We start from the raw sequence: 12,489 nt of genomic DNA on the forward strand, positions 1-12,489 counted from the left end.
GGCTAGGTGAGCTAGGGTGAGTAGATGAGTGAATTTTGGCTAGATGAGCTAGTGTGAGTAGAGGAGTGAGATTGGCTAGATGAGCTAGGGTGAGTAGAGGAGTGAGATTTGACTAGTTGAGCCAGGGTGAGAATGGTGTTAAGTAACTTAGTGATTGGGCTATCCCGCTGTCAGCCGTGACGGGGATAGCCTTTTTTAATTGTGATTCCCCTTCCCCACCGACCACCGTTGGCCGAACGTGCTGCGCGGTGAAGTCTGAGGGATAAATCCCTCTGATATTGCTGGAAGTAAGCTAAATGAGCAAATGAAGTGTATAAATCCCTCAGATAACGCCGGAAGTGGGCTGAGTGAGCAAATCAAGTGTATAAATCCCTCATATTAACGCCGGAAGTGGGCTGAGTGAGCAAATCAACTGTATAAATCCCTCAGCGAGGCTGCCGGGTGGGAAGAGGTAGGCCAATGAGGTGCACAAGCAAGTGCACCCGAATTCGGCGCAGCACGCACCTTACCCGCCGGACACCCACCCAGTCCAGCCCAGCCCCACATCAGGTGGGCGAGTCAAGCTTTAAGACAAATAGAATATAGCGCCTTTGCCGGCAGCAGCAGTCTGGGTGTAGAACTGCCGGATGTCTGTGAAGAACTGGAGCAGGTAGGCGAAGAACTCGTCCGCGTCCTCATCGGCCACCATATCTGGGTCAAGCGGGTAGACTTCTTCCTCCGCCATCATCTGGAAATCGTACATCTGGCGCAGCTGCGCTTCATCCATCCCGGAGATCGCGTCAAGCGCTTCAGTTACTTGTTCCGCGCGCAGGGTGAAGGCTCCGTAGGTGCCGAACTCGACGCCCTGGTCCGAATGGAGCGGAACGACATATCCAAGCGGCGCCGGCCCGTCCGATATATCGCCGCAGAGCAGGTAGTGAATCGCTTCCCAGGACCGGTCGATGTCCAGCCCCGGGTATGAGTTCAGGTCGAGGCTCTCCAACTTGACGCTGTCTGCCACAATCTGCTCAACTAGCTCATCCTCCGCTGCAAAATAATATCCGCGTATCGCCATAGAGTCGCCTTCCTTCCATTATTGTGTGCTTAGTATTGTGCGTGTTGTGTGCTTAGTATTTTGAGTTTAGACATGAGCCGCCTAGTCCTCTAGCAGCGCAAGCTGGTCTTCCAGTTCAGCGATCTCCGCCCGGAGCGCAGCTGCCCGGGGTTCATCCTTAGCCTCCACCGCCATTGCCAATTTGTCCGCAGCCCGGCCGAGCTGATATTCCAGATACGTGTAATCCGATGCGGCGGCAGGGTGGCTGGAGCGCTGGGAATAAGTCATAATCAGGCTCATCCTTTCGGGGTTCTATGTTATATTCATAATACAGGCTTTACAGGAGCGGCTCAACTCCGCTTCAAGGATGAGAGGAGGCGGTAACGCCGCAGCCCTGCGACATTATTCACAGACAGCGGGCCGGGTTCTGGTTTTACCTTAGAAGGTATTGAAAATTAAAGCTTATTTTTTCAGTAACAGTATATGCGGGGCTTCATCCCGCAAAGGAAGGTTGATATACATAATGATTGCTGTATCGTTTGACACGCTGGACGAAGCCCGGCACCATCTGTCACAGCTGGATAGCAGCCTGGGGCTGGTGCTGTTCGCTTCGCCGGCATCCGTCCGCGAACTGTCGGCTCATGCGCCCTCCCGGGCAGTATTATGCTCCACCAAAGGCGAGTACACCCCGCAGGGCTACCGCAATGGCGTGGTCACAGGGTTTGAATATGACGCAAGGCTGGCGGAACTTGTGGAAATTCTGCATCCGCCTGTACTTAGCACCGCCTGTATGAAGGCCGCTTACCGCAAAGTACAAGACAATAAGAACGCCTTCCTCTTGCTCTTGTGTGACGGCACTGGCGGGATGGAGGAGATGCTGCTCTCCTCACTCTATTTCACCGCTCCGCAGTTCAAGGTTGCAGGGGGCAGTGCAGCAGATGACGGGGACGGTGAGACCTATATTTATATCGGGGACCGCCGGGCGCGGAATGTGGGGATCTTTTATGACATGCCAGCCCGCACGGCTCTTATTAAGGAGAATATCTATGTTCCGTCCGGGGAGACGCTGCTGGTGACAGAAGCCGATGTGTTCGGCAGAACCGTCTATTCCTTCAACGGCCGTCCGGCAGCGGAGGAATATGCCAGGGTACTGGGCGTGCCGGAGAAGGAGCTGGCCGCGCATTTCCTGAGCCGCCCCTTGGGTAGAAGATATGAAGACGACCTGATCATCGCCTCCCCGAAGGAGGTTCATACGGACGGCTCGGTCAGCTTTTACAGCCAGGTGATGTCCAGTACGTATGTGGAGGTGCTGAGTGCCGCCGATCCGTTGGCTGTGCTGAAAGAGACGCTTGGCGGCAGCCCGTTCAAGCCTTCCTTCGTCCTCAACATTAACTGCACGCTGCGGGACCAGCTATTCGGGCAGGAGGGCCTGTGGGCGGATTTTGACCAGGCTATGCTTGGTTTCTGCAGCAACACCACCGGCTTCATCAGCTACGGAGAACAATATTACACCAAGCATGCCAACCAGACGATGATTCTGCTGCTGGTTGAATAAGGGAGAGTTGAACAAGAATGCAGTGGTTAAGCAAGCTACGCACAGTCTGGGGAAGAGACACTTCTGCCGCAGGCGTTCAAAGTCACAGTAATGGGCAGAGCAACAATCATGAATCAGCAAAAACCGGTATGGCCGGGGGGATGACCATGCCAGAGGAAGCAGCTAACGCATCCGTACCTCAAAGCGCTCAAAGCGCACAAAACAGCAGCAACAGCGGCGCACCGTCCGCACACGAATCAGGCACTGTCTCCTACGGCGAACATGCTTATGCTCTGGCAGAGCAAATCCGCCTGGAGACCGGCGAGGTGCTGAAGGAGGAAGCCCGGATGGTCGAGGAATTTGAAGCCTTGCGGGCAGGCGGCGGGGAGTTGATCAGCCAGGTCGGCGGAACGCAGAAGCTGCTGGAGCATCTGAAGGCCAACAGCAATCAGACCGAAGACCTGATCAACGAGATGTACGGCAGCCTGTCGTATTCCTCCAACAAAATCGAATTCGCCAAGGAAGCCAATCTCCAGATCTCCGCAGAAATGCAGAAGGCCTCGGCCGTCTTCACGGAATTTGTGAGCTTGAACGAGGACTTGCGGCAGCATTTCCGCAGCATCGAGCAGCTGGCGAAGATTATCACGGAGATTGCCGAGCAGACGAATCTGTTGTCGCTGAATGCCGCCATTGAGGCCGCGCGGGCCGGGGATCAGGGGCTTGGCTTCGCGGTAGTTGCCACTGAAATCCGCAAGCTTGCCGACAGCACCCGCAGCCATGTGAAGGAAATTATAGGCTCGCTCACGGGAATGACCGCTGTAATGGAGGAGCTGCACAGCAAATCTGGTGACGGGACGGCGGCGATGAATGAAACCACGGCGAAGATCAGCGAATCTACGTTATACATGAATGAGATTGTAGAGGCGGAGGAGCAGGTCTTCGAGCATCTGGAGAAAATCCAGGAGTCCCAGGAGAGCAGCATGGAGGATGTCGAGCAGATCAACAATGACCTGCTGCGGATTCTGGAGAAATCGGGGCAGGATACGGAGCAGTTCCAGCTGCTCGTGCTCACCGTCCAGAAGAAGGCCGACCACTACCAGCGGCTGCTGAACCATCTGCACCAGATCGGGCTGCTCCAGCAGCAGGAAGAGGCAGAGAAGACTGGCGCATAAGCAGATACGGTACAAGAAAACACCCGGCGGCGGGAGATGCCTGCCGGGTGTTTTGGTGTGCTCGGATGCAGATAAGACGATGCCGAAGGCACTCTTTGTTATTTAGGAAATTATGATTTTCTACTATTGTGGATAAAAAATCCTGCACAATATGCAACAATGCTGCTCCTCACGAGCGACCGGTGAGAGAAGGCACCAGCATCCAACACCCGGAGGGTGATTTTGTTGCGTACAGACTGGCCTAAAAGGACATGAATAGCTCTTGTTCCTTGACTACAGCGCAATCAGCCTGTATTCATAAGCGCCAAGTGATAGTGCACCGGCGGGCACGGGAGTGCCGGTCAACACATCCTGCCCGCTGCGGGGCAGGGTGACGCTGCCGCCAAGCCCGTCCATGTTGACGAGCGTCCACAGCTCTCCGTCAGCGCCGCATCTCGGGCAGAGAATGGTGCCCGGCGTGACATCGCTGCGCCGGGTGACACCGGCGCGGGCAGCGTAATGCTCAATCAGCGCGCACAGCTGCTTGTCGCCCTCGCTGCCCGAGGGCAGGGAGCCGAGCATGACGATGGCTCCCCGGCCATAGGGCTGCTCGGTCAGGTAGGCCAGGCCCGGCGTCCGGCCTTCCGTAATGACGCCGGTCACGGAGGCTCCGCCCGGCAGCGGCTCGAACACCGCGCTCCACAGCGACAGCGGCGCGGAGCAGCCGAAGGCCTCCCCGATGCTGCCCGTCCCCTCCATCGGGTAGACGAACTTAGCGCAGACGCCGGCGAGGCGTTCCAGTTCCCCCAGCGCCGCATCCGTATGCAGCGTATGCTCCGCCGTGCGCCCTCCGCTAAGCGGGCCAACGATCCAGATGCCGCCGGCTTCAGCGAAGGCGAGCGCCTTCTGCATATATTCCGGCGACAGATAATGGATGTAAGGCGTGAACAGCAGCTTATAGCCGCTTAAATCGCCGCCTTCCGGCAGTACGTCACGGTGAATGCCCAGATCGAGAATCCGCCGGTAGAAGTCCCCGAGCAGGGAGCGGTAGTTCAGCTGCCGGTGCGGCTCCGTGGCCAGGAACGCCTTGGCCCGGTCCGAATAAGTAACCGCCACCTCGGCCTGCACCGGCCGGGTATTCAGCATGTGCGGCTCGATCTGCAGCCTGGCGGCGGAAGCCGCGCGCACATTGTCATACCCGAGTGCAGGCTGGCCCCACGCGCTGATGATCGAGCTGTGCGTCTGCTCGCTGCCCGTGCGCTGCTGCCGCCACAGCCAATAGCAGAAGGCGCCTGCCCCCAGCGCATAGGCGGCCACAGCTTCGGCGGTAAGATAGCCGTCCGGGTGCGGCTCGCCGTAGCTTGTCAGCGAAGCGGCATAGGCCGGGCCGGTCTCCATCAGCCAGAAATCCCGCCCGGGCTTGAAGCTGCGCCAGAGATCACAGTTCAGCAAATAAGCGTGCCTGTTGGCTTGCGAAGCATAGGTATCGAACGAAGCGAAATCAAGCTCCCGGAACAGCTCCTCATTGTCCAGATGGAAAGGTACATTACTGTTATGTGTGATCGGAGCCGCTGAATGGCGGCGGATAATCGCTGCCTGTTCTCCTGCGAACTCCGCGACCTTCTCCATCTGGAACAGCCGGTACTGGGTGACGAGCGATGAATTATGCAGAAAAGGCGTAGCCACCGGCTGCGGCACCTGGTCAAACCGTTGGTACGTTTGGCTCCACACGCCGGTTCCCCATGCATCATTCAGCTCGCCTATGCTGCCATAACGGTGCTCCAGCCACTCCTGCCACAAAGATCGGCAAGACCCGCACATGCATTCCGCCACATGCGCCTTCAGCTCATTGTCGAGCTGCCAGGCAACTAGACCCGGAAGCTGCCCCAACACCCGGGCCAGCTCTTCCGTGATCAGCGCCGCCCGCTGCCGGAAATAAGGGTTATTCGTGCAGACATGCTGCCTGGACCCGTGGCTCATCACCGCCCCGTCCGCCCGGATATGCAGGCGTTCCGGGTGCCCGTGGGTCAGCCAGACCGGCGGGGTCGCGGTCGGCGTGCACATGACCGTATCGATGCCGTGATCGTGCAGCTGCCGGATATATTCAGCGAACGGACTTACATCAATGGAGCCCTCCTCCGGCTCCAGCAGCGACCAGATGAACTCGCCCATGCGTACCAGATTAATCCCGGTCTCCTGCATGAGCTGAAGATCCTGCAGCCGCTCAGCCTCCCCCCACAGCTCCGGGTACCAAGCAGCACCGTAATATAGCTTTTGCTTCATTTTTTTGACCTCCTAGAAGAAGCCCCGCACGGGCTCTGTATGATCTTATCTTTCTATCCCCCATCCCTAAGCTATATAGTTTGAACTTGAAAACATAAATTTTGGGAGGAGTGGCGGAGGGGAATTTTGGAGCTGTAGGAGCGGTAGCGTCCGCCTTTGTATGCGGATTTCTACCGCGAACAGCGGTCTAATCAAAGAAATCTGCAGACAACAGCGGCCGGAAGCCCAAAACTTCTCTGGAGTCACGGCTATCCCATACTGAGTGTTTACAAGGTTTAATTTATATAGCGTCCGCCCCCCACAATCAATAGTAAACTTTTGCCGGCTTTGCACTTTATTGCGGAAGCGGCGCAAAGGCCGTACAAAGCGCCGTCCAAAAAGTCCGATTGCCGGAAAAACACCCGCCAACCATAATAGAAAGCGCAACCAAAGCAGTGCAGTTGCAAGGCTGCTGATCACTGCTTATCCATACGGAGGTGAATGTAAATGAAGCAAGGAGCGGCAATGGGGGCAGCAGAGATCGGTGCGGGTACAAGCTTCCGCCGCAGCAGGCGCGAGCAGCGCTTCAGACGGCTGAAGCGGGACAAATGGCTCTACATCCTGCTCAGCCCCGGACTTCTGTATTTTCTGCTGTTCAAATATGTGCCGATGTGGGGAATACTGCTTGCCTTTAAGGATTACCAGCCGTTTCTGGGCTTCTGGCAGAGCGGTTGGGTCGGCCTGGAGCATTTCCGCACCTTTTTTCAGAACCCTGATTTCTTCATGCTGCTGCGCAATACGCTGGTGCTGTCGCTGTATAACCTGGTGTTCTTTTTCCCGGCACCGATACTCCTGGCCCTGCTGCTGAATGAGATCCGGCTGTCCTTCTACAAAAGAACGATTCAGACGCTGATCTACGTGCCACACTTCATCTCCATGGTCATCGTCGCCAGTATCTCCTACGTGTTCCTTACGACACAGGGCGGTGCGGTCAATGAATTCCTCTACACGGTGACCGGGCGCAAAATCGATTTCCTCGCCAGTCCCGACTGGTTCCGCCCGATGATTATTCTGCAGACCATCTGGAAGGAGTGCGGCTGGGGGACGATTATCTTCCTCGCTGCCCTGGCTGGTGTCGATGTGGAGCAATATGAAGCTGCCGTGGTCGATGGGGCCAGCCGCTGGCGCCAGACCTGGCATATTACACTGCCCGCGATCCGCAGCACGATTGTCATTCTGCTGATTCTGCGGATGGGCACGATTCTGGATAACGGGTTCGAGCAGATCTATCTGATGATGAATGCGCTGAACCGTGAGGTGGCCGAGGTCTTCGATACCTATGTGTATGCGCTGGGGATTACCCAGGGGGCGTTCAGCTACAGCACCGCCGTCGGCTTGTTCAAATCGGTCATCGGGGTCGTGCTGGTGCTCGGCACCAACTGGCTGGCCAAGAAGTCGGGCGAATCCGGATTATATTGAAAAAGGAGGCCAAGAGTGTGGCTAAACGTTACCGCAGCGCCGGAGAGATCACCTTTGACGTCTTTAATTACGTGGTGCTGGGCATCATCGGGATCGCGGCCATTCTGCCGTTCCTGTTTGTAATCGCCGGTTCCTTCGCCACCGAGGCGGAAATTACGAAGCGCGCTGTGTTTCTGGTTCCGACGACGATCTCGCTGGACGCGTACCGGTTTATTTTCTCCACAGATACGATTGTCCGCAGTATTGGGGTGTCGCTGTACGTGACGGTGATCGGGACAGTAGTCAATCTGTTCTTCACGGTCACCATGGCGTATCCGATGGCGAAGCGGTACCTGATGGGCCGCAATCTGATCCTTAATCTGGTCATTTTCACCATGCTGTTCGGGGGCGGGATGATTCCCACCTATCTGGTGATCCGTGAGCTGCATCTGCTGGATACGCTGAATGCCTTGATTCTTCCGGGGGCGATCAGCGCCTTCAACCTGATTATTGTCAAAAACTTCTTCCAGGAGCTTCCCGCCGAGATGGAGGAGGCGGCCCGCATCGACGGCTGCACGGAGCTGGGGCTGCTGTGGAGAATCGTGCTCCCGTTATCGAAGCCTGTGCTGGCGACGTTCACCCTCTTTTATGCGGTCGGACACTGGAATAATTTCTTCTCGGCGCTGCTCTACATCAACGATCCGTCCAAGTGGCCGCTGCAGGTGATGCTGCGCCAGATCGTCATGCTGTCCCAGTCGGCAGCGGGGGATCTCAGCTCTATGGACCCGAATTTCGTGCAGCCGCCGGAGCAGGCGGTCAAAATGGCCGTTATCGTGGTCGGGACCCTGCCGATTATGTGCGTGTATCCATTTCTGCAGAAGCATTTTGCTAAAGGGGTGATGCTGGGTTCAGTCAAAGGGTAACCGGTTAGTCAACATACAACAGATCAAGGGAGGCCAAGTGATGATGAAGATGAAGCGGAGCCAAGGTACACGGTCTGCGAAAAAAGGGTTGTTCATGCTGCTGGCTATGATTATGATTCTAAGTGTATTGTCCGGCTGCGGCGGGAATGGGGAGAATGCGGGTGCGGGACAGAAGGAGCCTGCTGCTGACAGCGGGAAGGCGGACGGTACTGCCAAGGCGGAGAAGCCGCTTGAGCTGACGCTGATGCTGCCGATTTTCAAAACCAATTATCCGAAGGACGGCAGTCCGGTCGCCGCCAAGCTGGAGGAGCTGACGAATACCAAGATCCATTTCGAATGGGTGCCGAATGCATCCTATGCCGACAAGTTCAACATTACGCTGGCTTCCGGCAAGCTGCCTGATATTATGTATGTAGGTGACGTGAAAGCGTCCAGCTTCGTGAATGCGGCCAGATCCGGCGCTTTCTGGGAGGTGGGTCCGTATCTCAAGGATTATCCGAATCTCAGCGGGGCGAAGGAGGTCATTCTGAATAACTCGGCCATCGACGGCAAGAATTACGGCATCTACAGAGGGCGGGCGCTGGGACGCAACGGCGTGGTGTTCCGCAAGGACTGGATGGAGAAGCTTGGGCTTGAGACCCCGCAGACCGTGGACGATTTCTATTCGATGCTGCGAGCGTTCAAGGAGCAGGACCCCGACGGCAACGGCCAGGCGGATACGTACGGCATGGTGCTGGTCAAGTGGACCGGCCAGTGGGCCAGCGGCTTCGATACGATGAAGCTGTGGTTCGGCGCTCCGAACAAGTGGGGCGTGCAGGATGGGAAGCTGGTGCCTGAGCATGAATATCCCGAATATTTGGAAGCGCTTAAATTCATGAAAAAGCTGTACGACGAGCAGCTGATCAACGCCGACTTCGCGGTGATGGACAGCTCCAAATGGAATGATCCGGTCGTCAACAACAAGGCCGGTGTCATCGTTGATGTGGTTGATAACGCGGCCCGGCTGGACGACAAGATTCATGCTGCTCTCGAAAAAGAAGGCAAAGACGAGCCGGAACGCCATTATATGGATGTCATCGGCGGAGTGAAAGGAGCGGACGGCGCGCTGCATACCCTCCCGACCTCCGGCTTCTCCGGGATGCTGGCGATTCCGAAGTCCTCGGTCAAAACCGAGGAAGAGCTGAAGCGGGTGCTGATCTTCCTGGACCGGCTGAATGACGAGGATCTGCAGACGATGCTGAATTATGGCATTGAAGGAGTTCATTACAAGCTTGTGGATGGATATATCGAACGCTCCAGCGATACGGTTCTGCTGGAATCGGAAGTGGAAGGGTTGAACCAGATGCTGCCGTTCATCCCGGAGGACAAGGCGAAGATGGTGAAGCAGACCCCGCTGCGTGTGAAGCAGACCGAGGTGCAGAAGACGAATGAAGCAACGATTGTGACCAATCCGGCCGAAGCGCTGATCTCGGCAGTCTATACGCAAAAAGGCTCGCAGCTCGATAACGTAATCAACGATGCGCGTATTAAATTCATTGTCGGCCAGATCGATGAGGCCGGGTTGAAGTCTGCTTTTGAGGTATGGCGGAAGACTGGCGGAGATGAGCTGGTGAAGGAAATGAATGAATTGTACGCCTCAGGCGGCAAGTAAAGTCCGGTCCTGCTCCAGTCTCCGGCCGGTCTGTCCCCGCTGCGGCTGCATGGCGGCAACTCTAAACTAAGGATTCGGCTGGTGAAACGAATGGAGAATGAAGCGGCAGGAGCACGGAACAGGTATACCGGAGCCCGGGCGGGACGCAAGGGCCGTTATTACCGCAATAATCTCATTATTGTGCTGATCGTCTCGTCCATTCCCGGGCTGATCATCGGGCTGCTGGTCTATTTTATGGCCGGCGGGAGTCTGGAGAAGGAGCTGCTCCGTATGCATAACCGGCAGATTGAGCAGCGGGCGGACAACATTAATGAGCAATTGTCCAATCTGGAGCAGATGCTGGCCCACTGGGCCTTCGATCCGAAGTTTGACTATGGGCTGCGCCAGATGGATTTCATCCGGAATCATGAACGGGCCTGGGATATTACCAAGACGCTGGTCGTCATGCAGGGCTCGAATTCCATGGTCCGGCAGGTCGAGCTGTATCTGGCCGGCAATCCGCCGGTGCGCTTCGGCCCGGAGTACGGAACGCTGTCGGCGGAGGAGGAGGCGCTGTACGGACAACTGCTGAGACAGGAGCGGAGTACTTACTGGACCGAGTTCGCATTGGACCCGGAGAAGCTGGAGCAGAAGGAGCTGACGCTGGTGCACCATATCCCCGGCGGCAGTCTGGAGCCCTTCGGGGCTCTGCTGCTGCGGATGGATACAGAGAAGGTATCCGCGATGCTGCGGACCATGACCCCGTACAGCTCGGGAGAGGTGTTCATGGAGCAGACCACCGGCGGGCTGTTCATCTCGGGCAGCGGAATGGATGCGCCTACGCCGCTGGTTACGGCGCTGCGGGCTGCTATTGCAGCCAGAGGCAGCCAGAATAGCGGATCATTTCTGTATGACTGGAATGGGGTGACTTATGCGGTAACCTATGGCGATTTCTCGCGGATTGCCAGCGAATGGCGGTATGTGTCGGCTTCGCCGATCTCCAGCGTCACCTCTCCGGTGGTCCGGCTGTCCCGGATAATTATCCTGGTCAGCTTGTGCGCTCTGCTATTGGCGGCGGTCCTATCCTGGATTGCTTCCCGCCGGATCTATTCCCCGGTCCGCCGTCTGCTCCAGACGCTGCTCCCGGAGCATGCGGCCTCCGGGGACCGGGTGGATGAGCTGACGCTGATCGAGCGGCATTGGCAGAATCTGCACGGGCAGCAGCACGCCCTCCAGTACACGCTCTCGGAGCAGCTGCCGCTGGTGCAGCAGAGCTTCCTGCACCAGCTGTTCCAGGGATATCTGTACGCTTATTCCGAGCAGGACTTGCAGAGCCGGATGAAGCAGTATAAGTGGGAAGTGGAGAACTGTACGTTTGTGGTGCTGTATATCCAGCTGACCGGCATTTCCAGTCTGGAGGCCAAGTTCCGCAGCGGCGACGAGAGTCTGGTATCGTTCGCGGCCGTGAATATCACCTTGGAGCTTGCCCGGGAGCATTTCGTACGGGCGGAGACGGTCAATCTGCATGACCTGACCTCCGGCGTGCTGCTGATGGAGCCGGGAAACGGCCCGGACTCTGCCCGCGTGAGCGCCTTCGGTGAAGAGCTGGCGGCCACTCTGAGCCGGATGCTTAAGCTTCAGGCTACAGTGGCGTACAGTGCGGGGATCGGGAGCATCTCCGCAATTCCGCGGGTGTTCGAGGCGGCGAAGCAGGCGGCCAGCCACAGCAGATACGGGGGCGGGAACCAGATCATCAGCCTGGAGCAGCTGGAGCGGGAGGGGCAGGGCAACCCGCTGCCGCAGTATTCGTTCACGCTGGAGCGCGGGCTGATTCAGGCGCTGCGGACCGGCGAGGCGGAGGAGGCGGACCGGCTGCTAGAGGAATTTCTGGAGACGCTCTCTGCAGGCGGCGCGAAGGTGATCGACGTACAGCAGGGGATGCTGCATCTGCTCGGCGCGATCCTCCATGCGGTGCTGGAGGCCGGGATGGCCCAGAGCGAGCTGCTGCGCGGCAGGAATCTGTATGCGAGCCTCTCGCAGATCCATGAGCCGGCCCTGATTCTCGCCTGGTTCCGCACGCAGGTGACGGCCCCCTTCCTGAAGGAGCTGTGTGAACGGTCGGACGCCGGGATCAGACGGACGATCGATCAGGCGATGCTGTACATTCAGCAGCATTATATGGACAATATCTCGCTGGATAGCTGTGCGGATTATACGGGCACCAGCCCCTTTCTGCTCAGCAAGTCGTTCAAGCGGGTCACCGGGCAGAATTTCATCGATTACTTAACGGAATTACGACTTACCAAGGCGAAGGAGCTGCTGCGGGACACCGATCTGAAGATGAATGATGTCGCTTTGCAGGTTGGCTATCAGCAGAGCTATTTCAACCGGATTTTCAAAAAACAGGAGGACATCACCCCGACACGTTACCGTGAGCTGAGCCGGCAGGAGGGGGAGAAGGAGAACGGGACCCGCTAAGCGGGACCGGCTCCAGCATG

At 57.3% G+C, this 12,489-nt stretch carries 9 protein-coding genes; 6 read left to right on the top strand and 3 right to left on the bottom strand.

The features are described 5' to 3' along the window. Window positions 1–565: 565 nt before the first annotated feature. A complete protein-coding gene (locus tag K1558_RS23120; protein ID WP_238654118.1) occupies window positions 566–1,054 on the bottom strand; it encodes a YfbM family protein in 489 nt (162 codons plus the stop codon). Between the two features lie 81 nt (window positions 1,055–1,135). After that, the gene (locus K1558_RS23125) at window positions 1,136–1,321 is read right to left on the bottom strand and encodes a hypothetical protein (RefSeq protein ID WP_238654119.1); all 186 of its coding nucleotides are present in this window, start codon (window positions 1,319–1,321) and stop codon (window positions 1,136–1,138) included. Window positions 1,322–1,556: 235 nt separating this feature from the next. On the opposite strand from K1558_RS23125, the gene K1558_RS23130 reads away from it, so the two are divergent. Further along, window positions 1,557–2,588, top strand: coding sequence for an FIST signal transduction protein (locus K1558_RS23130; RefSeq protein WP_238654120.1), 1,032 nt, complete (start codon window positions 1,557–1,559; stop codon window positions 2,586–2,588). Between the two features lie 146 nt (window positions 2,589–2,734). Beyond that, a complete protein-coding gene (locus K1558_RS23135) occupies window positions 2,735–3,739 on the top strand; it encodes a methyl-accepting chemotaxis protein (RefSeq protein ID WP_238654121.1) in 1,005 nt (334 codons plus the stop codon). Between the two features lie 273 nt (window positions 3,740–4,012). Here K1558_RS23135 and K1558_RS23140 read toward each other — a convergent pair whose 3' ends face one another. Then, entirely contained in the window at window positions 4,013–6,001 is a 1,989-nt protein-coding gene (locus K1558_RS23140) for a beta-galactosidase (protein ID WP_238654122.1), read from the bottom strand. A gap of 486 nt (window positions 6,002–6,487) precedes the next feature. Between K1558_RS23140 and K1558_RS23145 the strand changes: the two genes are divergently transcribed. The 4 genes from K1558_RS23145 to K1558_RS23160 all read left to right on the top strand — a co-directional run bounded on the left by K1558_RS23145 (window position 6,488) and on the right by K1558_RS23160 (window position 12,469). After that, window positions 6,488–7,459: an ABC transporter permease gene (locus K1558_RS23145; RefSeq protein ID WP_420800465.1), complete on the top strand. Its 972-nt coding sequence runs from the start codon at window positions 6,488–6,490 to the stop codon at window positions 7,457–7,459. 17 nt (window positions 7,460–7,476) lie between these two features. Next, on the top strand, window positions 7,477–8,361 hold the full coding sequence (locus K1558_RS23150) for a carbohydrate ABC transporter permease (RefSeq protein ID WP_238654123.1): 885 nt from the start codon (window positions 7,477–7,479) through the stop codon (window positions 8,359–8,361). A gap of 43 nt (window positions 8,362–8,404) precedes the next feature. After that, window positions 8,405–10,012 carry an extracellular solute-binding protein gene (locus K1558_RS23155; protein WP_238654297.1) on the top strand — a complete coding sequence of 536 codons (1,608 nt, stop codon included), beginning with the start codon at window positions 8,405–8,407 and terminating at the stop codon, window positions 10,010–10,012. Window positions 10,013–10,102: 90 nt separating this feature from the next. Then, the gene (locus K1558_RS23160) at window positions 10,103–12,469 is read left to right on the top strand and encodes a helix-turn-helix transcriptional regulator (protein WP_238654299.1); all 2,367 of its coding nucleotides are present in this window, start codon (window positions 10,103–10,105) and stop codon (window positions 12,467–12,469) included. Window positions 12,470–12,489 lie beyond the last annotated feature (20 nt).

Origin of the sequence: Paenibacillus piscarius, from assembly GCF_022234545.1 — a bacterium.
Lineage (GTDB): Bacteria > Bacillota > Bacilli > Paenibacillales > Paenibacillaceae > Paenibacillus_AQ > Paenibacillus_AQ piscarius.